This window comes from Oceanicola sp. 502str15, from assembly GCF_024105635.1.
In the GTDB taxonomy this organism is placed as follows: Bacteria; Pseudomonadota; Alphaproteobacteria; order Rhodobacterales; family Rhodobacteraceae; genus Vannielia.
Genome location: NZ_WYDQ01000002.1, coordinates 1 through 23776, shown reverse-complemented (window position 1 = coordinate 23776; position 23776 = coordinate 1). Strand labels below are relative to the sequence as shown.

Below are 23776 nucleotides of genomic sequence, written 5' to 3'. Positions count from 1 at the left end.
ACCAATTTCATTCTCATTTGAGATTCAAGATCAGGGCCCTCGAACGGGAATCCTTGACAACGCCCCCCAATCCAACGCTAATCGCTCCAAGATCGGGAAAAGCGTTGGAACACGGCGCTCAGGTCAGCCTCTCGTCAGATAGAGGCATCCATCCCGGTGAGGCAGAAACGGCGCTAGACCGGTCGAGGAGCAATGACGTGACGGGGTACATCAGGCCAACAGCACAGTTACGCCGGATCACCGGCCCGGGCGCATCGTCCGTCAAATACGATATTCTCACCGCCCTCCTTGTCACCGCCGCCCGCGGCGATCCCGTCGACTCCCGCCTGGCGCTCCGCCTCTCCCTGGTGATCACCGCCCGGTTCAACTGGCGCACCGGCACCTTCGCCGTCGGCCAAAAGGAAATCGCCCGGATGTGGGGCGTGACCGAGCGCACCGCCAAGCGCGAGATGGCCGAGTTGCGTCGCCGCGGCTGGATCACCGTCAGCGTGCCCGCCGCTCGGGGCCGGGTCACCCAGCACGCCATTCAGCTTCCCGCCGTCCTTCGCGCCACCATGCCGCACTGGAGCGCGGTCGGCCCGGATTTCTTCGCCCGGATGAGCGATGCGCCGGAGCCGGAGCGGGAAGGGGAGGGGGCCGCCAACGTCGTGCCGCTCCACCGCGATCCGCTGCCCCTGCCCGCCGAGGACGGCACCGGCTGGTCCCTCGCCGCCGAGCGCCTGCGCGCCCAGGATCCTGCCACCTACAATGCTTGGTTCGCCCCGCTTCAGCCGGTGGACCTCGAAAGCGGCATCCTCACCCTGATGGCGCCAAACCGGTTTCAGGCCGATTACGTCCGCACCCACTACCACACCCGCCTCCTGGCCGCCGTCGTCACCGAAAACCACAGCATCCGAGAGGTGCAGATCACCGTCGCTGCGCCCTGAGAGGGCAGGGGGGGGGGCGCATCTTCGTCGAAATCCGCTGTATCAGAGCCGTTTCACAGCCCCGCGGCCTTTGTCAGGTTCACCCGGAACCTGTCCCGCCGGCGCTGGTAGCGCCGCGTCATCTCCGCCGAGGCATGCCCAAGCTGCTTCTGCACATAACGCTCATCCACCTCCGCCGAACTGGCCAGCCCGGCCCGCAAAGAATGCCCCGAGAACAGCGCCAGCCGCTCTCTTTCCGGCAGCTCCCCCCGGATCCCGGCGTCCATCACCGTCTTCTTCACCAGCCGCGCCACATGCCTATCATTCAGCCGCGCCTCCAGCGCCCGTTTGCCATCCCGTGAGGTGCGCACGAAGACCGGCCCGAAGTCGATCCGCGCGAAGTGCAGCCATTGCTCCAGCGCATGCACCGGGCAGCTCTGTTCCGAAGAGCCGCGCCCGACTTCCACCTCGCGCCAGCCGGTCTTGGCGTTCAGCACCAGCAGAGCGCCTTTCTCCACGATCTCGATCCAGCCGCCGGAGTCGGGCGTGTCGTCCTTGTGTACGTCGAGGCACACGATCTCCGAGCGCCGCAAGCCCCCCGCATAGCCCAGGAGCAGGATCGCCCGGTCCCGCAGTCCCCGTAGGTCGTGGGGCAGGGTGGCCACCATCGCCAGAATATCCTCCGGCAGGATCGCCTCCTTCTGCACCGGCGGGCGCGCATGCTTGCGCCGGATGCCGGCCAGAACGCTGGAAATATGCCTGTCACGGCGGTCGAGGCTGAAGCCCCGCTGCGTGTAGTTCCACGACAGCCCCGAAAGGCGGCGCTCGATCGAGCTCACCGAGAGGGCAGGGGAGGGGCCTGCGGGCGCCGCGAGATCTGCCATGTAGAGGCCGATCAGCTCCGGCGAAGGGGGCAGGGGGTCCGCGCCCGTCATCCGGCACCAACGGGCAAAATGCGCCCAGTCCTTCGCATAGGCCTTCAGCGTGTTCTCCGAAGCCGCCTGCGCGGCGTAGGTGCGCGCGGTCTCCACCAGCCTGTCGAGCGCGCCGGAGCCGGGCACCTCGGCGGGCAGGGCGATCGCCCCGGCCTTGTCTTGCTCGGGAGGTAAGCTCATATTATACTCCTGTGAAATACGCATGACTCGGGAGGCTCGGATGGGCCGCGTCAAAGTGAACCTCACGCTGGAAGCCGATGTCGCCGAGAGTGCCCGCACCCTCGGCCTCAACATGTCGCGCCTCGCCGAGGCCGCCATCGTCGAGGCCACTAGGCTCGAGCGCAATCGTCTCTGGCGGGCGGAAAACAAGGCCGCGATCAATGCCTATGCCGAGGAGGTCGCCGCAGAGGGCCTGCCGCTCGCGCCCTTCCGCAGCTTCTGAGCCGCGGCCCGCATGGCGCAGTTTGATCTCTACCGCCTCACCGGGGGCCAGCTGGTCGTGGACCTGCAGACGGATCTCATCGGCATCGACGCCTCCCGCATCGTCGCCCCCCTGCGAGAAGCCGGCCTCTACGCCGCCTTCCCCGGCCTCACCCCCACCGTCACCCTCGACGGGGCGCAATGGATCGTCCGCACACAGGAACTCGCCGCCATCCCCGGCGCCGAACTCAAGGAGCCCGTCGGATCCCTGGCTCACCACCACGACACCCTGAAACGCGCCCTCGACATCCTGATCGACGGCATCTGACCCGCCACCCTCGCCATACTCCCTGCAAGCAACGCCCAAACACGTTCCTGACCGCCAGTTCTCGGTATTTTGTCCTATCGCGACCTGCATATCTTTATACGGTCGATAATGCAAACTTATTGGACATTACGGGCGCCGGTAGGGTGGGGCGGTTTGCACAGCATATTGTGGACGAAAGCGCCGCGAGAGATTAGGCTTGTGGCATGACATACCAGCCCGCCACGATCTCCGACGACCAGAACACCCTACCGCAGCTACCGGGCTGGGTCATGTCCAAGCGGGCCGAAACCCTTGAGGATGTGGCGTTTTTGTCCGGCGCGGCGCTGGCCCATCTCAATCTTGTGCAGAGCCGGGACGACGTGCCCCAGAGCTTGCTCCGGGCGCGGATGTCGCTGCGGGCCGCGGAGGCTTGCGTGGCGCAGTCGGGACGCCCGGAACGGGCGAGAGAGCTGCGGGATGCGGTGGCGTTTCTGCAACCCGGCGACAATCCGGGTCCCGCTGGCGAGGTCTACCAATGCTGGCGGCGCGCGGTAGAGCGACCGGTGTCTGTCAAGGCGCTGCATCGGGCCTTGCCTGAGATTGAGGCGGAGCAGATCGCGGCCTGGCTGGACGCGGGGCAGGGGGCGCCGGTCCGGCGGGCCGCGGCCGCGCTGCAGGCGGTTCTGGAGGATCGATCGCGGGATCTCGCCACGGCAGTGATCCTGGCTGATGCGGCTTTGGGGCAAGGGCTCGGATGGTCTTATGTCCTGCCGCTTCTGGCGCTCGGTCTGAGCCGTGCCGATCTGCGGAAGAGCAGCGCAGACCTGCAACTGGCCTGTCATCGGGCAATTGGGACGGCAGCGCTCGAGTCAACGCGGGAGGCGGCCGACCTGGCCCGCCGCGCGGCGCGCCTGAAGGCCGTGGCCCCAAAGTTGCGGGCCAGGGGAGCCGAGGAGGCTGTGGCGTTGTTCCTGACGCAGGATGCCGTCGCGCCCACGTCGCTGACTTCGCTGCGGTCCGACCGCGCTGCGCGCCGGTTCTGCGACCGGTTGGTAGAGCTAGGCGCCGTGCGCGAGCTGACCGGGCGCGACACATTCCGGCTTTACGGGGTGTGATGATGGCCAAGGACAACCCCGAACCCGATCTGGACCGCGAGCTGGAGAACCTGCCGGCCGAGCTTCGGTGGCGCGAATGGATTCGCCGGATTGAGGCGGTGCTGTTTGCCAGCGCCTCGCCGGTGCCGCGCGAGGACCTCGGCCGGGTGGTGGGGCAGGGCGCTTCGGTCGACCTCCTGATTGAAGACCTTATCGCCGATCTCGAGGGACGGTCGTTCGAGGTGGCCCGGGTTGCCGGCGGCTGGATGCTGCGCACCCGGCCGGTCTATGCGGCGGCGATCCGGGCGGCTGCGGATGTGGGCGAGCAGGACCTCGACCTGCGCGAGTACGATATCGCGGTCCTGGCCGCCATCGCCTATCATCAGCCGATCACTCGGGACGGGCTGAGGGACATCTTCGGCAAGGAGATCAGCCGAGATCTGATCGGCCGGCTGCATGCTCGCGGCCTGATCGGCACGGGCCCACGGTCGCCGCGGCGCGGGGCGCCCTATACCTACGTGACGACGGATCAGTTCCTGATCGCCTTCGATTTGGAGTCGCTGCAAGACCTGCCGGATCGGGAGCAGCTGGAAGATGCGGGCGTGTTGTCCGAGACTGGGACATGAGCCTGTGGTGTGAACAGAAACCGACGGCGGCCTCCACTATTTCGCGGTGCCGGCGCGCGCGCAGATTGGTTCAAGCGTGGTCCATATGTCATCGACGACCTGCGCAAGGCTCATGCCTTCGATCTCGGTGGCCTCGGAATAGGCGTGCCACTGTGCGGACTTTGTTGGGTCGGTGGCGAACTCCTGGGAAATACCTGGCGGTCGCTCTTTCGGGACTTCCGTCTTACGACGCTCAAAGGTCTTCTCGATGCTGGCCAGCAAGTCCTCCAGATCGAGATCGATGGCCTTTGGCAGCGCCCATAGGTCGTAGTAGTCCTTCATCCGACCATTGATGACACCGAGCGCGACGACCGCCTGGAACTTCTCCGCAATGACCGTCTCTGGGGAGTAGGCGCGGGCCGATGCCGAGGGAAAGTCGAGCAGAGAACCGTAGTCGAGCATGTAGTCGGGGTTTCCAAGTGCGTCTCCGAATCCGACATCGATCGTGATCGGGATCCGCGTTTTCTCGAGATACGCGGTCGTCTTCAGGCGCAAGCCGCCGTAGACCTGATCTTCCCTGATCGGGGCCGCGGTAAGACTGGCGTCGTCAAAGATCAGCCCGTCATCTGCGTCGATTGAGAGAATCTCCGCGATGGTCTTTTTCAGGGTTGCCTCGTCCTCGGCGCCGAACGACAGGAAGTCGATGTCTCGGGTAAACCGGCCCCTGTCCTTGGTCCAGAGAGTCACGAGCATGCCGCCCTTCAGAACGAACCGATCGCGGTGTGCCGACACCGACAGGCGGTAGATGAGCCGTTCCAGTCCGAATGCGACCAACACCACGTCGAAGGCCTGTCCCTCCGCGCGTGCGAGGTTCAGCAGTCTCTGACGCACCGACGCAGCGATGTTCCTGGGATTGTCAGCCATTCGACATCACTGCCTCGAGGTAGGGACGCATTTGGTTCCAAGCCCCGTAATTCTTCGCTGCCTCGACAATGGCTGAAGGAGTCGCCTTCCGTTGTTCAATCGCCGCCTTGAGCGCCTCGATGGCGACCGATCGATCGACGAGGCGCTGGTTCCGGAATGCGTCGGCGAGCGTCTTCGATATCGTGTACATCCTTATTGTCGCCTCGCCCAGCTGGTGCTCCTCGACGCCGCCGGAGAAATAGGGTTCACGAAACCGGACAGTTCGGACCTTCGGGTATGTGATCTTCGGCTCCCAATCCTTGGCGCCGATGGCGATCCAGACACGGCGCGGCAGTTGATCGGTGAGGTCGTGGAACGCCAGTGCCGATGTGAGGCAGATGACGGCTTTCGGTGCGCGCTTGGCGATTTCGATCAGGTTTTCATGCGTATCGGGGGCGCTGTCGGGCAGGCCGTAAAGCCCCCGGCCAAGCCGGAGGATCTCTCCGGACCGCACCGCGCGAGAGATCGCTGCCGCTGAGACACCGGCATCCTCGAGCTCCCGTGCGCGCGCCGGCGCATGGGTTTTCAGGTGTTCGAGGAGGCGCTGCCTCTGTGTCAGTTCGCGTGGCATTGATGGATAACCTCGGACAATTTCGCATGCCGTCCGAGGTTTTCTAACACGACTTCCTTTTAAGTGCCAAGATCGCCGCCAGACGAACACCTTCGATGACGGAGTTGATGAGCAAACAGCAGTGGGATACCGGGAGATTCCCAAGGCATCGTTCAATGACCTCGTTAACCGCTGTCTTCACCGCTGGGGCCTGATCAATGTCATCAACCCCATCAGGAGCAGGAGATCTGCGCTCCGGCCTGCATGAACGCCATCGGCCATGAGTGCCAGTGTTCCTGCATGAGGGCCAACCACGGCCAAGGCGACGATGGCGGCTGGTTCTCGACGAGCGAGGCCTTCGCGGCTCGATGGGGTGACCGTCAGCTCGCCTGTCGTCTCATGACGGTCAGCTCAGAAAAGTAGGGGCCCGGCCGATACGGCCAGGCCCTGCGAAAGGTGCGCGGATGATGCTCTCGGTCAGATAGAAGGCCGGTCGCGGACAAGTCACATCTTGGGGCGATCCCGTTCCGGAACCTCCCACGGGTCTTCCAGGGTGACGATGCCGTAGCGGTCGCCGTCGTGGCCGGCCTTCGGGAGAAAGGTGATCATCCCGATATCCAAGATCATCCCCTTGTCGTGCATATGCTGCTGCCGAAAGTGACCGAAGTGCGTGAGATACCCGAGGCCTTCCAGCTCGAGGCACAGCGCGGAGATCGCTGCCGAATACTCGAGCCTCTGGCCGGCGCTGCTCATATCCCAGATCCCGTCAAGATCGGTCATCCAGTCCGAGATCGCGGCAGTCAGTTCGAGGGCATCGCCTGCCTCCACCGCGCCCGCGTTGATCAGGAGCCCGTGCCATTCGCGGTTACGGGAATAGAAATCGTTGGGCTTCCTGATGGGGAACGTGGGCACGAGCACCGTCTTTTTCAGGGCGCGCTCCATTTCCTCCTGCTGGCGCTTCTCCTGCTCGGGTGTCGGCTTGGAGAAGACCGTGATGTCGAATCCGAGGCCGCGCGCAAGGCTTCGCAACGTCTGCACCTCGGGCACGTGCCGACCGCTTTCCACCTTCTGGATCGTGCGGACCGTCAACCCGGAGGCGTCCGCCAGGTTCTCCTAGGTTAGAGAGAACATCTTGCGGATATACTTGCACTGGCTCGCGATATACTCGGCGTCTCGTTCCATCGTCTCCATCAGATCACTCCATGTTGCTGACAGGAATAGCATGGCACGCCGGCTCCTTGGGCGTCCCCGAACGCAACCCGAACGCTGGCGGTCATCCCGACCCCGGGCCGCTGTCCTTGCACCAGTCAATCCGCCCCTGCCGGATCCAGAAGTGACACCGGCATTCGTTCGTCTGGCGGACCGACGGCGAGATGGTGGGGCGCCTCAGCCAGTCTGACATGGCCGTCCACCTGGGTCTCCGGTTCTTGCTGAGGGACAGCTTGATGGTTTCGCCGCACCCACCGGGGCAGTGGAAGCAGGCCCATTTGTCGACGCCATCGCGCACGATGGTCATCTCCCCCGGCACGATCTGATCCGGCGTCGGGTGTGTGGGTGTTACCCTGGCAAGCAGGTCACTTCGTGGAATGAGGCGGAAGAGCTCGAGGCTCTTCCGCAGAATGTCGATCATCATCCCGCTCACCCGATGCGATCCAGGAACGGCTCGATGTCGCCGAGGCCCCAGTATTCCTCGCTGCCGCAGACCGGGCAGTCGGACCGGGGCTGCGCCGCCTGCGAACGCTCGAAGCCTTTGTCGAGCTTGCGATAGCGTTGCCATGTCCATCCGCCGCCGCCGCGGAAGTCGACGAGACCGGCAAGAAGTTCGTTCACTGCCATGGTGGCGGCCTCGGAGGTGAAGGTCACGACGGCCGGCGCGGGATTACCAGCGCCGCGAACATAGGCCTCGGTCTTCTGCCGTTCATATTCGGCGGGGTCCGATCGCTGGAGGTCCTCCTCGCGAGCCCTGACGCGATCGACTGTGCCGCGGCAGCCGTGGCACGCCGACGTGGGAAACAGCACGCTGACCCGCGCGGCCATCTCGAGGAGGCCGGGCTCACCATCGTCACGGGGCATGAGGACCAGCCCGACATCGATGACCGGGATCAGGTAGAAGTGCGCCACGCGGTTCAGGTAGAGGCGCCCGGCGTGATCGTCCGTGCATCCGAAGATGACGTCGCAGGATTTCAGCGCGTCACGGATATGCGGCGCATCCACCCAGCCGTTCATCGACCGGATGTCGACGTCGAGGCCCATCATCGTCACCTCGCGCGCCATGACGTCGACCTTGGGCACCGCGTTGTCAGCATCCTTCCGGGTCGCGCCATACAGGCGGTTCAGGTTGGAATGCTCGACCACGTCATCGTCGATGACCACGATGCGCCCCACGCCGAGGCGGGCGAGGAGCTGGACCACCGGGCTGCCGGTGCCGCCGCAGCCGACCACGGCAACGGAGAGCTGCTTGAGGAGGCCGTTGACCTCCGGCCCGAAGGCCAGTGCCTGCCGGGCCAAGGCTTCCGACGGGGTCGGTACGTCGGTCGACTGGATCTCGAGCCGAGTGCCGATGACGGTCACGCGGTGACAGGGCAGGGGTGTCATGTCGTCTTCCCAGATCCGTGCCCGGTAGAGGCTGTCACCGACCTGCACGACGCTCACCAGGCGCGTCCCCTCGCCGTTACGGTTCCGGGCCATGGTGAAGAGGTCGCGCTCGTTGCGATCGTCCTGGTCCGAGAAACCGTCGAAGCCTCCCGGGTGACTATGAACGATCGCCGGCACCAAGCCTTCCTCCTTGGCCCGGCGACAGAGCTGGGCGAAGGAGTTGGTATTCCAGGTGACGTGCTTGTCGCTGGCATCGACGCGGTCCTCCTGCGGGATCGCGATGACCTCGTAGGAGGTGTAACGGGTCCGCGGCTCGAGGTCCCAGGGGTCCTGCGCGATCTCGCTTTTGCCGAGCAACATGTAGGCGGCGCCCTCGTGCCCACGGGGGTGCGCGAGCAGCGCCTGCAGCTTGTCGCGATGACGGGCGTGGAGGGTGATGTCGCTGCGCTTCATGCCGCCACCTCCAGGGCCTCTTCGACCCGCTTCAGCATGGTCCAGATGCCATCCGTGCCGGGACGCCACTGGTTGTTATGGCGAGACCAGCGCTGCCAGTTCTGGCCATCAAAGGCCTGGCGTGCCTGCGTGCAGCGGGGCTCACGCTGGCCGGCAAGGAGCTTCAGATGCGGCACGGCGTAGAACATGTCGGGGGCGACCTCGGGATAAGAGGGCGGCAGCAGGATCAGGATATCCGCCCGGGCGACCTGATACTTGCCTTCCGGCAGCGTGATCCCGGTGAGGATCACGCCCTTCTTTCCGCCTTCGATGACCTCGCGAACGGTGATGCCGCGACCCTCGAGGTAGCGGCGATCCTGACGGGGGAGGAGGCTCATGCCGCACCCCCTTCCGTGGTCTGTGGCACGCCGGTGAAGAAGTGCTCCAGGCCAGCATCCGCGAGGCAGATCAGATCGGTGTCGCCGACCAGGATGTCATCCTTGCCGGGGATCACCTGCCAGACGGCGAACTTGGCGGGATCGACCCCGGCCAGCTTCTTGAGCACGCGCCCGCTGATGACCTTGTGGCCCCACTCGAGGCGCTTGCCATCGATGTCGAAGCGGAAGGATTCCGCGCTCGGGAACACCAGGAAGCGCTCGACCTGGCCGGGGCGCAGGTCCGTGGTTTCCTCGAGGCGAAGTTCCTCGAGTTCACCATTGCGCAGCGACTGGAACACGAGGTGTTCCTCGGCCTTGCGGAAGCCGGCCCCCTCGATGATCTGGCGGCCGGTGGGCGTCGGATCGTCGATGACGGCGTCGGTGAACTGGAGGTCGTGGTCGCCGACCTGGACCTTGTAGGGACCGTGGTCGCGGGGCTTGCGGCCGGCCTTCAGGGCGGCCAGGAGATCTTCGATTTCGATCGGTTCGGTAGTCATGGCAGTGATCCTCTTATTGCCTGCTCGACGCCCGCAGCAGGCGCCTTCAAAGGTGCATGCGCGGCACAAGAGGGTTCGCGTTCGCAGCCTTCACATTTTTTTTCGGATTTTCTTGACCGCGGTAGCTCGCTGCGTGCGCATATACATTTGAAGAGCAGCGAATACGGCGATTGGCATGGCGAAAGACACACCCCAGGAGTTCCATACTCTCAAGGAGTTCACTGACGAACTGGACCTTCTCTTCCGCGATGATGTCGCACTCAGGAAGCTCCTTCAGAAGGCGCGGAACTGGTGCATCCGGAACAACCGGGCCGGCGACGAGGAGGAGGTCCTTCAAGAGGCCGTCATGAGGGTGATGAAGAGCGAGATCACCGGGACGCGCCAATGGCCCAAAGGCGTTGCTCTTATCGACTTTCTCTCCGGTGTGATGAGGAGCATTGCATCGGAGCGCCCCCGGATCGGGTTTCGCAAGAACACCGACAAGGACATGGAGGCCGCGAAGGACATCGCCTCGTCGTGCAACCAGGAAGGGCAGCTCTTCGAGAAAGAGTTCATGGCCCGCTTCATGGCGCTCTTCGAGGGTGATGACGATGCACAGCTATACCTCCTGGCTCTGGAGGAAGGGCAATCGAAGTCCGAGATCATGACGGACCTCGACTGGAATGAAAGGGAATACAACACGGTGGTGCAGCGGGTCAAAAGGACACGCAACGCCCACCCGGAAATGAAAGAGATGCTCGATGGCGAAGGATAAGAAGACTTTTCAAGATCGCCTGGCGGAGGAAATCGACGAAGCTATCACGAATGGTTCCGACGAGGATGTTCGGAAAGAGGCTGATGAGGCCGGAGAGGACATTGCTGCTTTCGGTGATCGCATGAGGGCTTGGCTGGAGACCGCGAAAGACGAGGTCGCCGAAATGGCAATGAAGGAAGCCAAGGCTGCGGCTGAGAAGGATCGTGCGACGCGCGAACAGAATGTTGTTTCCATGCCCCAGCGTAGGCCAGGGAGCCGCCCCGACAGCTTCATGCCGGACACCGTGGCCGCGCGCCATGGAAAGAAGCTGTCCGAGAGAGACAGAAAAGGCATCGAGAAGGACCTGGAAGACCTGTTCGACGATGACGCTTGGCCCGACAAAAAGGGCGAAGACGAATGACCCATTCTCCGCGTCGTGCTGAGGAGATCCTCCAGGCCTTGCGCCTGAAGCGACCGGAAGACATCAACCTTGAAGCCATTGCCTGGCTTCAAGGTGCCAAGGTCGACTACCGGGAAATGGACGGATGTGAGGCGTGCATCCATGGTCGAGCCGACGTCGGCCGCGCGATAATCGCCGTGAATGACGCGCATGGAAATCTACGGCGCCAGAGGTTCTCCCTCGCACACGAACTGGGGCACTGGGAATGGCACAGGGGAGAACATCTGTTTTGTGCCAAAGAGGATATCGGGGGTAGCAAGGGGCGCGAACGAGGATTATCCCGTGAGAAGGGCGCCAACCGGTTCGCCTCAGAGCTGTTGATGCCGGAGTTCATGCTCAAGAGCGCACTGAATGACTTCAGGAAATTCGACATGCGCACCGTCCGGCTTCTTTCGGACACCTTTTCTGTCAGCAAGACGGCCATGGCGTATCGCTTGGTGGATCTGGATTTCGAGCCGAGTCTCCTGGCCTCCTACAGCCGCGGCGGCCTCAACTGGTTCAAGAGATCGAAGAGCGTCGGGGAGCGATGGTTTCTGCGTCGAACACTCGACCCCCAGAGCAACGCTCACGATATCCTGCACAAGGGAGCCCGGGACGACATCTCGCTGTCTCTTATGGACGCAGACACCTGGTTCGACACAGAGGGCGCCGATCGCTATGAGCTTGCTGAGCAATCGTTCCGTGTGGGTGACGATGAGGTCATGACCTTGCTGGTCCTGAAGAGCGAATACATGATGGCGCGATGAAGTTGGCAGCTGCCAACCCCCTAACGCAAAAGCGGGGAGATGATTGTCTCATCTCCCCGCTTCCGTATTTTTCCCGCCGATCCCTGGGAAGAACGATATCCCCGCTTACCGGGAGGCCTCGTTCAACGGCGCGGCTCGGACCCACTTGACGTGCCCTAAAGCACTCCAAGCTTTATCTTTAGAGACCGCAGGGCGTATGTGCGGTCTGTGATTGACAGGTAGTTAGCAAAAGGGCCACTTCAAGTCAAGGTTTTCGACCTCTGCGCCTCTTGCGGCGCGCTCCTTTCGGCTTCTTGGCAAGTTCCCGGTCAAGAGGGCTGAACAAGCTCATCCCGCCGACTACAGAGTGCCCGTTCTCAACCAGGCACTTGGCACAAGTCGAGAGCGAAGCACCACTCCCGATGAGATCGTCGACCAGAAGAAGATCGTGGCCGATGAAGTCCTTGGCCTCCTCAGACACCCGCCATGGATGGAAGTATTGCCTGACACGCACATCGATCTCCTTCATCTGGAAGGTCTTCCCCGGCGGCGCTGTCGAGAGGCGGCCGAGCTGGCTCTTGAAGGCCTTTAGGTCGCTCTCTGGCACGGCACTGCTGTCCTTCAGGGGCTCGGCTTCCTCCAGAACCTCAGCGACGGTTCTCTTGTGGACCAAGGGCACCGGGACGTGTTCCACCTCCAGAAAGGCTGCGATCCTGGAGGCCAGGTCGACGCTCACAGAATGCCTGGAAGGGATGGCGGCGATGCGGGTTGGCTTCCACGGACATGTCCAAGCTCGGAAGATTTCGCCAGCCGTCTCCCACATGAGTCCCTTGCCAGCTTCATCAATCGCATATCCCTTCAGGTCCTTGAGGGCATAGATCAGGGGGTTCCCATCCGCTTCGGTGGTTGAGAGTCGGCGTCTCCGAAAAAGAGAAAAGACCTGCAGGTCGTCGACAGCCATTACGGTCGGATTCCCGGATAGGGACATATCCACCCCGTCATTGTGCCTCAGGTCGATGCTGACATCGAGAACGGTATCTTCGCCTTCTTCGGTCCTCTCGGTAACTACAATTCCCACGTAACTATGACTTTCTGTTCCTCAGCGACTTCTCGATAAATGATATAGCGGTAGCTATGAATGCCTGGATTCACAGCCTGCTCCAGACCTCCCGAAACAGCGCCTTGATCTCTGTGACTGCCTTCGAACTCGGCCGGTCGAACTCGGTGATTGCCTGGCCCGAAATCAGCGCCTGAATGAACGCCTTTCGCTGGCCTAGCAGGGCCTAGGCCACCGGCACGTCCGGGTAGAACTCCTGCAGCACCGCAGCGATGTCGTCGCCCTCGGGCCCGAGACCCGCGCCTGTTCCTTCTTCAGACGCCGGATCTCGGCGTCCTTCTCCGCCTCTCCCGATGACGCCTTTGCGAACTTCTTCTTCCGGGCATAGAGCGAATACGCGCTGACCCCTAAGCGCTCCGACACTTCCCTGACCGGGCTGCCCCGCTTGGTGATCCGCGCGACCGCGTCCCGCTAGAACTCATCGCTGAGCTTCTTGCTGCTCATCATGGCCTCCTTGCCTCAAAGTTCGCGAAGAAGGCGTCCACGATACACGGGGCTATTCACCGTCCCCTATCCCGTCTTCATATAGGGCGGAGCTCCTCGTAGCGTCGCAGAAAGGCGGCTCTTGCATCGTTCGGGGAAAGACCGCGCACAGTGACCGGTGCCGGTAGAATTCCCGCCTCGCTCGACCAGTCTGCGCAGCCCAGTGCCATGACTTGCTGTTGCTCGGCCGCGAGGACACGCAGGTCAGCCTCTTTGATCGTCGCCTTGGCCGCACGGTCTAGACCGAAGCGCTCGGCCACCGCGTCCTCGATCCGCTCCTCGATTTCGCGGTAGTCGGGAAGCAGCTTCTTGAGCGGTCTGGTGATGTCGCCGATGAACGCTTCAGCTGAGTCGTGGAGGAGCGCCTCAAAGGCGTATCGGCTCACCGTCTGGCTGACCAGAAGGGAGTGTTCGGCCACGGAATAGAACCCGCGGCACTGGCCGGCGTATCGGCAGACGTTAGCGAGCCCGTGGGCAATGTCGTCTATGCCAAATGTGCTCGACGACGGGTCGAGCAGGTCGAAGCGCCTCCCACTGGCCAGCATGATAGTCGGACCCTTAGCATGGTGGATCGCAAGGTTCGGGGCGAAGATGTTCATCGTCAGTGGATTGTCCTTTTGCGATGCGCTTGCCAGAAATAAGGTTGGACCGCAACCGGTCGTTCGTCGCGTAGATGGGGACTAAGCAGAGGGTAACAGGGAGCAGCTTCGCATGGAAATATTGTTCGTGATGTCGGGGCCAATTGGCTCGGGCAAAACCCGTTTCGCCGAGGCACTCGCCACGTATGGCGCGCGCCCGGTGAGCACCCGGTCATACATTCGCGAACGCAAGGGCTGCGGCGAGGGTCGCGCCGAACTTCAAGCCGCCGGAAGCGCGCTGGACGAGGAGACCGGGGGCCTCTGGGTTGTCGATGCCGTGGTCGGAGCTGACACGGCAGGCACAGAGCTGCTTCTTCTCGACTCCGCCCGGATCGCCCCGCAGGTGGAAGGATTGCGCGAGCACTTTCCCGGAAAGGTGGTTCACGTTCATCTCGAGGCATCGCCGGACGTGCTGGAGAAGCGCTACGTTTCCCGCCCCACCGCTACGCGTGAATACGCGACCTATGCGGAGGCCGCGGCGCATGGAACCGAGCAGCAGGTGGGTACTCTCGCCGAAATCGCCGACCTCGTGTTCGACACTGAGGACACGGATCCGTATGATCTAGCTGTAGCGACCATGGCGTTTGTGGGAAGGCTTCAGGAAACCCGTCCTGCCGTCGACGTGATCGTGGGCGCGCAGTACGGCAGTGAGGGCAAGGGCAACGTCTGCGCGAAAATCGCCTCGCGATACGATGGCCTGGTGCGCATCGGCGGTCCCAATGCGGGTCATCGCGTTGCAGATCCCATCTACAAGTATGTGCAGCTGCCGTCGGGTTCGATGTCGAACGAGGAGGCGCAGATCATTCTCGCCGCCGGGTCCACGATTTCGCTGCCACAGCTCATGCTTGAGATCATGGATCACAAGCTGACGGCCAATCGGCTTACGATCGATCCGCAGGTGATGGTGATTGACGATGAAGATCGCCGGATCGAAGAGGGCCGAGGTGAAGGCGATGCCCTGGACGCGATTGCGTCCACTAAACAAGGGGTGGGCGCTGCCGCGGCGCGGAAAATTCTGAACCGAGGCAAGCCCCTGTTCGGCCCATCGGTGAAGCTTGCGCGGGACGTTGGACAACTCGCGCAGTTCGTGCGCCCGGCGCGCACGGTGGTCGATCGGCTACTCCGAGAGGGCAAATCGGTATTGCTTGAGGGCACCCAAGGCACGGAGCTTTCCATCCACCACGGTCGCTACCCTTACGTAACTTCCCGCGAGACCACCAGTTCCGGTTGTATCTCTGATGCCGGAATTGCTCCTGGCGCGGTCCGCGAAGTGATTATGGTCCTTCGCACCTATCCCATTCGTGTCGGGGGCACTTCGGGACCAATGGGTCGTGTGATCGACTTCGCTACGGTCTCGGAGCGCAGCGGAGTGCCCGTCGACGAGATCGCTCGAACTGAGCGTGGAACCGTGTCCAACCGTGAACGCCGGATTGCAGAGTTCGACTGGGGTCGACTGCGCCGCGAGGCGGAACTTAACGGAGCCACCTGCATAGCCCTCACCTTCGCCGACTACATCGACATCGCCAACCGCGACGCTACCTCCTTCGGCACGCTCACGACCGAGACCCAAGAGTTCATTCGTAAGATTGAGCGCGTCTCCGGCGTTCCCGTGACGCTTGTCTCGAAGGCGTTCGCGAAGGATGGTGTGCTTGAGCGCGGTGACTGGTCGTGAGGACCGAGCAGCTTGTTGAAACCTACCCGCGCCTCTGGCACATGGCGCACGATGGCGCCTGGCCGGCGATCCGGGACCATGGCCTTATGAGCGCTCAGGCGCTCGTCGAAACCTATGGCGTTGATGCGGCAGACCGTGATCGGCTGCTCGGAACTCGTCGGCCCGCCAACCAGGCTCTGGCCGCGCCCGGTCTTCCTGGCGCGGTCGTCCGTGATCAGAAACCCATGACGGACAAGGCTCTCCTCAAGTGCCTGCAGGGTGACATGACGCCGGCGGATTGGTACCGTCTGCTGAACGGACGGACGTTCTTCTGGCTCGCGGCGGAACGCGTACGCGGTCTGACCAAAGCGCGCGCGTACAGGAACGAGCCGCAGACCGTCATCACGCTAAGAACGGCATCGCTGGTCGCAGCGCACGAGAACGACATTTGGTTGAGCCCCCTGAATAGTGGCGCGACGCTGTACGTCCCGCAGCCACGGGGTCCTGACACTTTCAAACGCATCCCGGACTTCCCTTTCGATGAGCGGGAGAAAGCAAAGAGGAAGCCGTCGAATAATGTCGTCGAACTACTCGTGGACCACTCGGTTCCGAACATCGCCGACTATGTTTTGGGCGTGCACCGCATGCGGGCCGGCGAGATTCTCGAAGAGCTCTGGCGCTCGCCGGAAGCTACGGAAGCGGATCATCCATAAGGCGCGAGCGCAAGCGGTCACCGGGTGAACGCAGCCTTTCGCGAAATCCTGGATGCGATCCCTGCCTTTCGCAGAAGATCTGCGACGTGGCTTGTGAGTCCTACGTCGCCCTTCACCAAAATGCCCTGACCGTCGCCCATGCGAGCAATCAGTTCACGCAAGGCTGAGAGCCCGTTGCTGGCGTCGAACTCCGTCCAGTCGAGTACGTCTCCCGGGACGAGGACATCTCCGTCGCTGACGCTTGTGCCCACGTGAAGTTGCACGCACCAGGCGCGGGCACCGTCGTGTACCCATTCGAACCTAACCGGTCCAAGCGCACTCCGCAGCCTTCGGTTCAGCGCCTTCACGTCCCGCAGCACGGCTTCAGGAAGCGATCCGCCAGCCCTCTCGCCGAGCATGAATCGGTCTCCCTCTCCGTTTACGCCTTCAATTACGATGTCGCCGCCGGCCGATGTGATCGCGGCTCCCGAGTGGGCCGCACGGATGGCGCTCTGTACGATCACCGAGGCTATGCGATCACCGTCGGGATCCTCGAGCGCGAGGAGGGCGTAGGGATCGGTCCAGCCCTTCACAGTCGTGAAAAGGCCGGGCTGCTGCTCGGTGGGGCAGGTCCGCGTCCATATCTCGCAGTCGCCGGTGGGCTTCCCGAAGCGGAACGGCGCGACCTTCCTCGAGATCACGAGCGTTTCAGGGACGGGCGCGCCGGTGAGCGAAGCGACGAGCAGCCCGAACGCCTTGTCCCCGATGTGCCGACTGAAGCGGTTGGGCCAGCGCGGTTCAGCACTTACTTCCTGATCCGGAGCGTTCTCATGCTCCCACAACAAAGTGTGACTTCCTTTCCACCCGCGAGGACGCGGGTGGATGCTGAATTCGGTTCTCTCGCCCGCGACGGCCTCGATGTCCGGCCGGAACCCGTAGACCGCCTCGAGCAGGCTCATCCCGAGTTCGAAGGACATAGAGGCAACTCCCGGCTTCTCCACGCAGCGGGGTGTGTCGTCGGGAGCGAACTCGAGGATCCTCCCTTGTAAAACGCCGGAGACACCTCCGTCGGAGATGTCGACGGTCTCGTTAGCGATTGTATGCAGTCCCTCACCCGTCAGTCGGAGTAGTGTCGCCAGCGCCTCGCTGGCGTCGGTCAGGCCGTATACGAACTCTCGGCTACGAGGATCGCTGGGCAGGTAGCTGCGGATGTTTATCATTCTATCGGCGCTCGAGGCGAGCAGGGTCTCCAGTGCCTCGAGTGTACTGAGGAACCGTTCGTTCGGCTCGTGTCCGCGAATGCGGGAGTAGCTCTGCTTGGGCTCGCCGCCGTCTGGGCGGAACCCCACAAACTGAGCGACGTTGCCTCGCGTGGCCAACTGATCGAGAATCATGTCTTTGTGATGCATCAGTTCCCCCTTTGCGTATTGTCACCGGTGAAGCAACGACCGTTTTCTTAGATCGCGCGGCATATTGCTGACCAGAGGTTCGTCGGCAACGTCGCAAACATCCGGATAGTCTCGCTCAGGTGCGTCGGAAACCGTGCTCCGTCAACGTCTTCTTTTGCTTCCGATCGGCCCCATTCCGGTCGTTTGATTGAAGCGGAGCAATAGTCGGTTCTCCGCCCCTAGTTTCTGAGGACATCCAGAATATCCGCTCGCTCCAACGCTCGTCGTAGCGCATGGTTCGAAACCCTCACATAGATCTCGGTGGTCCTGAGGCTGGCGTGCCCGAGCAAGGCCTGGACCATCCGGATATCGATACCTTCCTCGATCAGCAGCGTTGCGGCTGAGTGCCGGAACCGGTGTGGGGTCAGGTGCGGCTCGATCCCGAGGCGCCTGGATAGCGCCCGCAGCCGCTTGCGGAACGTGGCCGAGCGGAGCCGGCGACCTCCCGTGTTCAGAAACAAAGGTGCGGAAGAACCACTCTGCGCATAGCGAGCCTCGAGGAAGTGCCTGAGCTCTTCCTGTAACTTGTGGTTCGGCACGAAGACGATGCGCTCCCTGTTTCCCTTGCCATTCACGAGAATTTGGCTTCCGTCATGCGAGACGTCGCGGACCTTTACATTGGTCAGCTCGCTGATCCGGAGGCCGGTCACGATGAGCAGCTTGATGATCAGGATCGTGACATCGTTTTGCGAGGCTGCAATAGCGTCGTCTGCGCCCGATTTTGACCGCACAGCGAATGTGTCTTCACCCTCGTGGAGAACTGCTCTGAGGGTGTCTCGGTCGATGGGGCGCGGCAGGCGGCGCGGGATCCGTACGGAGATACGGACATCGGCAAATGGGGAGGGCAGGGCGCTGTTCCGATCTTCGCGCCAGGCGAAGTATGACTTGAGGGTCACGAGTCGCCGCTCGATGGTCGCCGGCTTGGCACCCAACGCGTCGCGCAGGTGGCGGTGGTAGGCGAGGATGTCGTCTTTCGACAGCGGGTCGCTGAGACGGTGGGCCTCGGTGAAGCGGGCAAACGTTCGCAGATCTTGGGCATAGGCCCGAAGCGTGTGATGTCCGACACCGCGCTCATCGCGGCAGTCGTTGACGAAGGCTCTGTGATCGAGGTGGGGCATGCTGAACTCCAATGTTGGGGTTCAGCCAGTTCAACACAGGCGGTTCAGCGCTCCAAAATCAACCGCTTCGGCGGTAACGATGATGGGGCGCCCTATCGCTGTCCCAGAATCTCGGCGCCCCTAAGGGCGCACTTATGCAAAGCCGCCACCTGCGGTGTCGAGATTTGCCCGAATTGACCCAGAAGCTCGACCGCTGAAAAGACGGCTGACCCGGTGGTCTATGGCGGGGCATGGGCCGGGGTCAGCAGCGGCGCGCGTCGGGATCGTCTGCGTCACGGACGAGGATAGGTGGATGGCCAGCTACCACCTCTCCGTGAAGACGATCAAACGCAGCGCCGGGCGCTCCGCCACGGCGGCCGCCGCCTACCGTGTCGGGGAGCGCATCGAGTGCCAGCGTGAAGGCCGTATCCACGATTACACCCGCAAGCAGGGCATCGAGGAGACCTTCATCCTGACCCCGAAGGATGCCCCGGATTGGGCCACGGACCGCTCCCGCCTCTGGAACGAGGTCGAGGCTTCCGAGACCCGCCGCAACTCTGTCACCGCCCGCGAATGGGAGCTGGCGCTCCCGTCCGAGATCAGCGCCGAGGACCGCTCGCAGATCACCCGCGACTTCGCGCAGGAGCTGGTCAGCCGCTACGGCGTGGCCGTCGATGTGGCGATCCACGCGCCGCACCGCGAGGGCGATCAGCGCAACCACCATGCGCACGTTCTGACCTCCACCCGCAAGCTGGAACCGGAGGGGTTCACCGCCAAGACGCGCGTGCTCGATTCCGCGAAGACCGGCAGCGTCGAGATCGAGCAGATGCGCGGATTCTGGGCCGATCTACAGAACCGCGCCCTGGAGCGGGCAGGGGAGGTCGAGCGCGTCGATCACCGGTCGCTCGAAGCGCAGCGAGAGGCAGCGCTGAAGCGGGGTGACACGCTGTCGGCCGAGGAGCTGGACCGTGACCCGGAGCTGAAGCTGGGGCCAGCGGCCAATTCCATGGAGCGTCGGGCGAAGGCGATGGCCGAGCGCCAGGGCCGGGAATATGTCCCGGTCACCGAACGTGGCGCTGTCGTCCATGCTGCGCGTCAGGCCCGTGCCGCGTTCCGCGAGCTGCGCGCGCGGCTGGACATCGCGCGGGAGGCCTACGGGGCCGAGCGGGACGCGGGGCAGGGGCGTGTCTCGGCCGGTCTGGCTGCGCTCAGGGCGGCGGCGGCGAAGGAGCGCGGCGCACGGGCCGGACCGGAGGATATGAAAGAACGTCTGGCGCGGGTCGTCGGGCGGTCAGAAGACCAGGACGACACGCCGAAGCCTGAACGCCTAACATATGCGCAGAAGCGGTTGAAGGAGATCATGGAGAAGGATGCCGGGCGCGACGGGCAAGCAGCGGTTCACAAGCTGGATGGTCATAGCGATCCTGAGCTTGGCCAGGAGGCTGGCCCCGAGGAACGCAAACCATCAGTGAACGAGCGCCTAAAGGACGTGCTGAACAAGCCGCGCGAGAAGCTGGAGATCGAGGACGAGCCGGAGCAGGAAAAGGATCAGGAGGTCGAGAAGGATCGCGAGATTGATCGGGACATCGACCGTGATCCGGGCCTCAGTCACTGACCCGCTTGATCCAAAAGAGAAGGGGGAGGGCGCGGCCCTCCCCCCTCGGGCAACCCCATTCGACGGCACCGGGTCCTCGCGCTCGCGCGCTGCGGGCCGCACCACTGCCATCGAATATCCTGAACGGCCAGGGACCGCATGAGCGCCACGTTGTTCATGCGGAAGCGACTGTGCGCCGTCAGTTCGTAGGTTCGGGTTCAGTAACACCAGAGGTGCGGGACGCCTGCCATGTCAGGCGGCGACGGGGCCTCCATGCATGCGACGGGCTTCACTGGAGAGCTCTCGCGGGAGGAAGGCGCCCATCGCCTTCGTCTCCAGAACCTCACCATCGCGCATCACCACCCGTCCCCGCAGAATCGTCATGGCGGGCCAACCGGTCACCTCCACGCCCTCCCACGGGGTATAATCCGACCCGTGTTCCATGAGCGACTGCGTGATGGTTACCTTGCGCTTATGATCCCAGAGCGTGATGTCGGCATCATAGCCCGGCGCGATTGAGCCCTTGTTGCCGAGGCCGTAGATGCGGGCGTGGTTGCTCGAGGTGAGAGCCACGAACTCATTCGCGGAAATCCGGCCTTTCTCTACCCCTTCCGACCAAAGTAGCGGCATGCGCACGGCCACACCGGGAATGCCGTTCGGCACCCAGCGGAACCCGGTGCGCGCCTTCGGGCTCGTCTTGCCGTACTCTCCCTCGAAGTAGAACGGGCAATGATCTGAGGAGAAGGTCTGGAACACGCCGGTCTGGATGCCACTCCAGATCGCTGCCCAGCTTTCGGGATCGCGGGGGGGAGGAGAACAGACATACTTGCTGCCCGAGTCGTCCATATTAAGCCCCTTGAGGTCATCGGCGGTGAGCGAAATGTACTGGGTGCAGGTCTCGCCCATGATCTTCAGTCCCCGGTTGCGGGCCCAGCGAATCTGCTCCATGGCCTCGCGCCCGGAGACATGCACGATCATGATCGGTACGCCGGTTAGTTCGGCATGGCTGATGGCCCGATGGGCGGCTTCGCGCTCCACCGACTCCGGGCGGGAGACGGCGTGGTAGTAGGGCGCGATCTTGTCCGCTTTCTCCAGCTTCTCGGTCATGTAGCGGATGGCGTCGTAGCCCTCGCAGTGCACCATGACGAGTGCGCCACACTCTCCGGCCGCGTCGAACACCTCGAGCAGTTCACGATCGTTCAGCACCATGTCGTCATAGGTCATGAAGACCTTGACCGACGTGTAGCCCTTGGCCACCAGCGCGGGCAGTTCCTGGCCCAGCACCGAGGGCGTCGGATCGGTCAGGATCATGTGAAAGCCGTAGTCGCAATAGGACTGCCCGTCGGCCTTGGCGTGATACTCGGCCACCGCATCGCGCAGCGAGCTGCCGCGCGCCTGGAGTGCAAAGGGAATGACGGTGGTGTTTCCACCGACGATGGCCGAGCGCGTGCCGGTCTCGAACCCGTCGGCCATTATCGCGCCATCGCCGGACGGCTGGTCGAGATGCACGTGGCTGTCGATGCCACCGGGCATCACAAGGAGGCCGGTCGCATCGATCTCCTCTTTCCCGCGCGGCAGGTCGATCCCCACAGCGACGATCTTTCCATTCCGCACAGCCACGTCCGCATGCGCGCGGTCGGAGGCGGTAACAACTTCACCGCCGCGGATCACCAAATCCAGATTGCTCATAACGATCTCCTTAAATCATGACATCGCCGCCATTGGGCGACAGGGTTTGTCCGCAGTAAAAAGCTCCGCCGGTCTCAGAGGCGAGCAGCAGGGCCGTTGGCGCGATCTCGTCGGGCTGGCCGAAGCGGCCGAGCGGAAGCTGGCCCTTCTTCATGTCGAGCCACGCCTCGCTGTGGGCGAACAGGAGCGGGGTTTCGACAGGGCCGGGTGCGATGCCGTTGACCATCACGTTGTGGGGGGCGCCCTCGTAGGAGAGCGCGCGCGTGAAGCCGACCACGCCGGACTTGGCCGCGACATAGGCCGTCAGGCCCGGCGCACCTTTGTAGGCAAGCTGAGAGGCGATGTTGACGATCCGGCCGTAGCCTCGATTGACCATGCCTGGAAAGAACGTCCGGCTAACGAGGAAAACCCCGCGCAGGTTGACGCCAATCATCCTGTCCCACTCTTCGACCGAGACGTCGCCGATAGGCTTGTCGCGCCCGCCGATACCGGCGCAGTTCACGAGGATATCGATGTTGCCGAGCGTCTCGGCCGCCCAGTCGGCGAGGGCCGTCACCTCGGCCTCCTGCGCCACGTCGCATTCGCGCGCATGCAGGGTTTGCCCGCGTTCGGCGAGGGCCGCCGCCAGTGCGCTGGCATGCTCGTCGTCCCCGTGGTGGCAGATGGCCACGTCGGCGCTGGCTTCTGCGAAGAGCGTGGCGATGGCCGCGCCGATACCACGGCTACCGCCTGTCACGAGCGCCTTGCGCCCTGCGAGGGAAAAGGGAAGGTCGGGGGCTTTTATCATGATGCGCCTCTTTCTGCCTTGAGCCAGTCGAAGTAGCCGCCGATCCCGTCGGCCAGGGGTATCTGCGGGCGGTAGCCAAGGTCGCGCTCGGCGGCGGATATGTCGAACAAGGCCTGGTGCATGTCGCCGGGATCATCGCCAGGGGCCACGGTGATCCCGGCGCCGGGGACCACTTGCATTACGAGCTCGGCCACCTCGCCAATCGTATGCTGGCGGCCGCCGGTGATGTTATAGCTCTGGCGTGGCAGCCTTGGCGTATCGAGCGCGAGCAACATCGCGCGGGCCACATCGTCGATGTGCACGAACTGGCGGGGAAACTCCCGTCCGTAGGGTAAAGCGTAGGGTCGGCCTGCGAGGGTTTCTTCGAGCATCGTCCGGATCACGCAAGCGGTGCGGCGGCGCGGGCCGTAGACCCAGCCAATGCGCAGGCTCACCGTGTCGACCCCGAATTGCAGCCGATAAGCGTCGAGCAAGTGTTCCGCCGAGGCTTTCGACGCGCCGTAGACACTGTCGGGCCGGAGGATCGTGTCTTCTGGAACCGGACCCGGCGGTGTCGTTCCATAGGCGGTTGCAGTCGAGGCGAAAACCACCCGCGCCCCGCCCATGTTGCGGGCCAGTTCGGCGATGTTGGCGACGCCGACGATATTAACCTGGACCATCTGGATCGGATGGTCGGCGGCAACCATCGGCCCGGAGAAGGCACCGCAATGCACGATGTGGGTAAAGGTGTAAGCGCGGGCGAGGGCGTAGAGGCCGTGAATGTCTGTCACGTCGCACTCGCGCACATCGTAGCCGTCGATCCTGCCCGCAACCCGGTCTATCGCGATCACCCTGTCGCCGCGTGCTTCCAGACGCTGGCGCACGGCATTGCCGATGAGGCCGAGGGCGCCGGTGACCAGAACGGTTTTTCCTGCCATGGCAG

The 23776-nt window shown here is 63.4% G+C and carries 26 protein-coding genes and 1 pseudogene; 11 read left to right on the top strand and 16 right to left on the bottom strand.

The window, feature by feature from the left end; translation table 11 throughout:
• Nucleotides 1-197: 197 nt before the first annotated feature.
• Entirely contained in the window at nucleotides 198-926 is a 729-nt protein-coding gene (locus GTH22_RS22310) for a DnaA N-terminal domain-containing protein (RefSeq protein ID WP_252947722.1), read from the top strand.
• Nucleotides 927-979: 53 nt separating this feature from the next.
• On the opposite strand, the gene GTH22_RS21075 is transcribed toward GTH22_RS22310, so the two are convergent.
• The gene (locus GTH22_RS21075) at nucleotides 980-2020 is read right to left on the bottom strand and encodes a tyrosine-type recombinase/integrase (RefSeq protein ID WP_252947721.1); all 1041 of its coding nucleotides are present in this window, start codon (nucleotides 2018-2020) and stop codon (nucleotides 980-982) included.
• 40 nt (nucleotides 2021-2060) lie between these two features.
• Between GTH22_RS21075 and GTH22_RS21070 the strand changes: the two genes are divergently transcribed.
• From GTH22_RS21070 to GTH22_RS21055, 4 genes are all read left to right on the top strand, one after another.
• Nucleotides 2061-2282 (top strand): type II toxin-antitoxin system CcdA family antitoxin, encoded by a 222-nt coding sequence (locus GTH22_RS21070; RefSeq protein WP_252947720.1) that lies wholly within the window; start codon nucleotides 2061-2063, stop codon nucleotides 2280-2282.
• Nucleotides 2283-2294: 12 nt separating this feature from the next.
• Nucleotides 2295-2588 (top strand): CcdB family protein, encoded by a 294-nt coding sequence (locus tag GTH22_RS21065; protein ID WP_252947719.1) that lies wholly within the window; start codon nucleotides 2295-2297, stop codon nucleotides 2586-2588.
• 203 nt (nucleotides 2589-2791) lie between these two features.
• Nucleotides 2792-3682 carry a DUF1403 family protein gene (locus tag GTH22_RS21060; RefSeq protein ID WP_252947718.1) on the top strand — a complete coding sequence of 297 codons (891 nt, stop codon included), beginning with the start codon at nucleotides 2792-2794 and terminating at the stop codon, nucleotides 3680-3682.
• A gap of 2 nt (nucleotides 3683-3684) precedes the next feature.
• Nucleotides 3685-4287: an SMC-Scp complex subunit ScpB gene (locus GTH22_RS21055; RefSeq protein ID WP_252947717.1), complete on the top strand. Its 603-nt coding sequence runs from the start codon at nucleotides 3685-3687 to the stop codon at nucleotides 4285-4287.
• A 36-nt stretch (nucleotides 4288-4323) separates the two neighbouring features.
• Here GTH22_RS21055 and GTH22_RS21050 read toward each other — a convergent pair whose 3' ends face one another.
• From GTH22_RS21050 to GTH22_RS21020, 7 genes are all read right to left on the bottom strand, one after another.
• The gene (locus GTH22_RS21050) at nucleotides 4324-5190 is read right to left on the bottom strand and encodes a nucleotidyl transferase AbiEii/AbiGii toxin family protein (RefSeq protein WP_252947716.1); all 867 of its coding nucleotides are present in this window, start codon (nucleotides 5188-5190) and stop codon (nucleotides 4324-4326) included.
• Complete coding sequence (locus GTH22_RS21045; RefSeq protein WP_252947715.1) at nucleotides 5183-5800, bottom strand: AbiEi antitoxin N-terminal domain-containing protein; 618 nt, start codon at nucleotides 5798-5800, stop codon at nucleotides 5183-5185. The genes GTH22_RS21050 and GTH22_RS21045 overlap by 8 nt, the downstream gene beginning before the upstream one ends.
• 483 nt (nucleotides 5801-6283) lie before the next feature.
• A complete protein-coding gene (locus GTH22_RS21040; RefSeq protein WP_256471813.1) occupies nucleotides 6284-6886 on the bottom strand; it encodes a helix-turn-helix domain-containing protein in 603 nt (200 codons plus the stop codon).
• Nucleotides 6887-7052: 166 nt separating this feature from the next.
• Complete coding sequence (locus tag GTH22_RS21035) at nucleotides 7053-7409, bottom strand: DUF6527 family protein (protein WP_252947713.1); 357 nt, start codon at nucleotides 7407-7409, stop codon at nucleotides 7053-7055.
• An 8-nt stretch (nucleotides 7410-7417) separates the two neighbouring features.
• A complete protein-coding gene (locus GTH22_RS21030; RefSeq protein ID WP_252947712.1) occupies nucleotides 7418-8827 on the bottom strand; it encodes a ThiF family adenylyltransferase in 1410 nt (469 codons plus the stop codon).
• A complete protein-coding gene (locus tag GTH22_RS21025) occupies nucleotides 8824-9204 on the bottom strand; it encodes an E2/UBC family protein (RefSeq protein WP_252947711.1) in 381 nt (126 codons plus the stop codon). The genes GTH22_RS21030 and GTH22_RS21025 overlap by 4 nt, the downstream gene beginning before the upstream one ends.
• Nucleotides 9201-9740, bottom strand: a complete 540-nt coding sequence (locus tag GTH22_RS21020) for a multiubiquitin domain-containing protein (RefSeq protein ID WP_252947710.1) — start codon at nucleotides 9738-9740, stop codon at nucleotides 9201-9203. Before GTH22_RS21020 ends, GTH22_RS21025 begins: the two co-directional genes overlap by 4 nt.
• Nucleotides 9741-9915: 175 nt before the next feature.
• On the opposite strand from GTH22_RS21020, the gene GTH22_RS21015 reads away from it, so the two are divergent.
• The 3 genes from GTH22_RS21015 to GTH22_RS21005 are packed head-to-tail and all read left to right on the top strand — an operon-like array spanning nucleotide 9916 to nucleotide 11679.
• Entirely contained in the window at nucleotides 9916-10494 is a 579-nt protein-coding gene (locus tag GTH22_RS21015) for a hypothetical protein (RefSeq protein ID WP_252947709.1), read from the top strand.
• Nucleotides 10481-10894, top strand: a complete 414-nt coding sequence (locus tag GTH22_RS21010) for a hypothetical protein (protein ID WP_252947708.1) — start codon at nucleotides 10481-10483, stop codon at nucleotides 10892-10894. Before GTH22_RS21015 ends, GTH22_RS21010 begins: the two co-directional genes overlap by 14 nt.
• Nucleotides 10891-11679, top strand: a complete 789-nt coding sequence (locus tag GTH22_RS21005) for an ImmA/IrrE family metallo-endopeptidase (RefSeq protein ID WP_252947707.1) — start codon at nucleotides 10891-10893, stop codon at nucleotides 11677-11679. The genes GTH22_RS21010 and GTH22_RS21005 overlap by 4 nt, the downstream gene beginning before the upstream one ends.
• Before the next feature lie 244 nt (nucleotides 11680-11923).
• Here GTH22_RS21005 and GTH22_RS21000 read toward each other — a convergent pair whose 3' ends face one another.
• From GTH22_RS21000 to GTH22_RS20990, 3 genes and pseudogenes are all read right to left on the bottom strand, one after another.
• A complete protein-coding gene (locus GTH22_RS21000) occupies nucleotides 11924-12736 on the bottom strand; it encodes a phosphoribosyltransferase (RefSeq protein WP_252947706.1) in 813 nt (270 codons plus the stop codon).
• A gap of 261 nt (nucleotides 12737-12997) precedes the next feature.
• Nucleotides 12998-13222 (bottom strand): annotated as a pseudogene (locus tag GTH22_RS20995) (transposase); the annotation flags it as partial.
• 74 nt (nucleotides 13223-13296) lie between these two features.
• Nucleotides 13297-13857 (bottom strand): hypothetical protein, encoded by a 561-nt coding sequence (locus GTH22_RS20990; RefSeq protein ID WP_252947705.1) that lies wholly within the window; start codon nucleotides 13855-13857, stop codon nucleotides 13297-13299.
• A gap of 112 nt (nucleotides 13858-13969) precedes the next feature.
• Here GTH22_RS20990 and GTH22_RS20985 point away from each other — a divergent pair, with 112 nt between their 5' ends.
• On the top strand, nucleotides 13970-15568 hold the full coding sequence (locus GTH22_RS20985) for an adenylosuccinate synthetase (protein WP_252947704.1): 1599 nt from the start codon (nucleotides 13970-13972) through the stop codon (nucleotides 15566-15568).
• The gene (locus GTH22_RS20980) at nucleotides 15565-16260 is read left to right on the top strand and encodes a hypothetical protein (protein ID WP_252947703.1); all 696 of its coding nucleotides are present in this window, start codon (nucleotides 15565-15567) and stop codon (nucleotides 16258-16260) included. Before GTH22_RS20985 ends, GTH22_RS20980 begins: the two co-directional genes overlap by 4 nt.
• A gap of 17 nt (nucleotides 16261-16277) precedes the next feature.
• Here the strand turns inward: GTH22_RS20980 and GTH22_RS20975 are convergent, their stop codons facing one another.
• Both GTH22_RS20975 and GTH22_RS20970 read right to left on the bottom strand, forming a co-directional pair.
• Nucleotides 16278-17633 (bottom strand): hypothetical protein, encoded by a 1356-nt coding sequence (locus GTH22_RS20975; protein WP_252947702.1) that lies wholly within the window; start codon nucleotides 17631-17633, stop codon nucleotides 16278-16280.
• Nucleotides 17634-17866: 233 nt separating this feature from the next.
• The gene (locus GTH22_RS20970) at nucleotides 17867-18805 is read right to left on the bottom strand and encodes a tyrosine-type recombinase/integrase (protein ID WP_252947701.1); all 939 of its coding nucleotides are present in this window, start codon (nucleotides 18803-18805) and stop codon (nucleotides 17867-17869) included.
• A 292-nt stretch (nucleotides 18806-19097) separates the two neighbouring features.
• Between GTH22_RS20970 and mobQ the strand changes: the two genes are divergently transcribed.
• On the top strand, nucleotides 19098-20399 hold the full coding sequence (gene mobQ / locus GTH22_RS20965) for a MobQ family relaxase (RefSeq protein WP_252947700.1): 1302 nt from the start codon (nucleotides 19098-19100) through the stop codon (nucleotides 20397-20399).
• 231 nt (nucleotides 20400-20630) lie between these two features.
• On the opposite strand, the gene hydA is transcribed toward mobQ, so the two are convergent.
• From hydA to GTH22_RS20950, 3 genes are all read right to left on the bottom strand, one after another.
• On the bottom strand, nucleotides 20631-22067 hold the full coding sequence (gene hydA / locus GTH22_RS20960; RefSeq protein WP_252947699.1) for a dihydropyrimidinase: 1437 nt from the start codon (nucleotides 22065-22067) through the stop codon (nucleotides 20631-20633).
• Nucleotides 22068-22077: 10 nt separating this feature from the next.
• Nucleotides 22078-22854, bottom strand: coding sequence for an SDR family NAD(P)-dependent oxidoreductase (locus GTH22_RS20955; protein ID WP_252947698.1), 777 nt, complete (start codon nucleotides 22852-22854; stop codon nucleotides 22078-22080).
• The coding region (locus tag GTH22_RS20950) for an NAD(P)-dependent oxidoreductase (RefSeq protein ID WP_252947697.1) at nucleotides 22851-23776 on the bottom strand (926 nt) is incomplete at its 5' end. The genes GTH22_RS20950 and GTH22_RS20955, both read right to left, overlap by 4 nt.

Bases quoted from the DNA above. Each gene is read 5' to 3' on its own strand.
- GTH22_RS20985 (WP_252947704.1), top strand. From the start codon at position 13,970: ATGGAAATATTGTTCGTGATGTCGGGGCCAATTGGCTCGGGCAAAACC.
- mobQ (WP_252947700.1), top strand. From the start codon at position 19,098: ATGGCCAGCTACCACCTCTCCGTGAAGACGATCAAACGCAGCGCCGGG.
- GTH22_RS21050 (WP_252947716.1), bottom strand. From the start codon at position 5,190: ATGGCTGACAATCCCAGGAACATCGCTGCGTCGGTGCGTCAGAGACTG.
- GTH22_RS21055 (WP_252947717.1), top strand. From the start codon at position 3,685: ATGGCCAAGGACAACCCCGAACCCGATCTGGACCGCGAGCTGGAGAAC.
- GTH22_RS21005 (WP_252947707.1), top strand. From the start codon at position 10,891: ATGACCCATTCTCCGCGTCGTGCTGAGGAGATCCTCCAGGCCTTGCGC.
- hydA (WP_252947699.1), bottom strand. From the start codon at position 22,067: ATGAGCAATCTGGATTTGGTGATCCGCGGCGGTGAAGTTGTTACCGCC.
- GTH22_RS21020 (WP_252947710.1), bottom strand. From the start codon at position 9,740: ATGACTACCGAACCGATCGAAATCGAAGATCTCCTGGCCGCCCTGAAG.
- GTH22_RS21065 (WP_252947719.1), top strand. From the start codon at position 2,295: ATGGCGCAGTTTGATCTCTACCGCCTCACCGGGGGCCAGCTGGTCGTG.
- GTH22_RS21030 (WP_252947712.1), bottom strand. From the start codon at position 8,827: ATGAAGCGCAGCGACATCACCCTCCACGCCCGTCATCGCGACAAGCTG.
- GTH22_RS21045 (WP_252947715.1), bottom strand. From the start codon at position 5,800: ATGCCACGCGAACTGACACAGAGGCAGCGCCTCCTCGAACACCTGAAA.
- GTH22_RS20990 (WP_252947705.1), bottom strand. From the start codon at position 13,857: ATGAACATCTTCGCCCCGAACCTTGCGATCCACCATGCTAAGGGTCCG.
- GTH22_RS21060 (WP_252947718.1), top strand. From the start codon at position 2,792: ATGACATACCAGCCCGCCACGATCTCCGACGACCAGAACACCCTACCG.
- GTH22_RS20955 (WP_252947698.1), bottom strand. From the start codon at position 22,854: ATGATAAAAGCCCCCGACCTTCCCTTTTCCCTCGCAGGGCGCAAGGCG.
- GTH22_RS21070 (WP_252947720.1), top strand. From the start codon at position 2,061: ATGGGCCGCGTCAAAGTGAACCTCACGCTGGAAGCCGATGTCGCCGAG.
- GTH22_RS21035 (WP_252947713.1), bottom strand. From the start codon at position 7,409: ATGATCGACATTCTGCGGAAGAGCCTCGAGCTCTTCCGCCTCATTCCA.
- GTH22_RS20970 (WP_252947701.1), bottom strand. From the start codon at position 18,805: ATGCCCCACCTCGATCACAGAGCCTTCGTCAACGACTGCCGCGATGAG.
- GTH22_RS21075 (WP_252947721.1), bottom strand. From the start codon at position 2,020: ATGAGCTTACCTCCCGAGCAAGACAAGGCCGGGGCGATCGCCCTGCCC.
- GTH22_RS20975 (WP_252947702.1), bottom strand. From the start codon at position 17,633: ATGATTCTCGATCAGTTGGCCACGCGAGGCAACGTCGCTCAGTTTGTG.
- GTH22_RS21010 (WP_252947708.1), top strand. From the start codon at position 10,481: ATGGCGAAGGATAAGAAGACTTTTCAAGATCGCCTGGCGGAGGAAATC.
- GTH22_RS21015 (WP_252947709.1), top strand. From the start codon at position 9,916: ATGGCGAAAGACACACCCCAGGAGTTCCATACTCTCAAGGAGTTCACT.
- GTH22_RS21025 (WP_252947711.1), bottom strand. From the start codon at position 9,204: ATGAGCCTCCTCCCCCGTCAGGATCGCCGCTACCTCGAGGGTCGCGGC.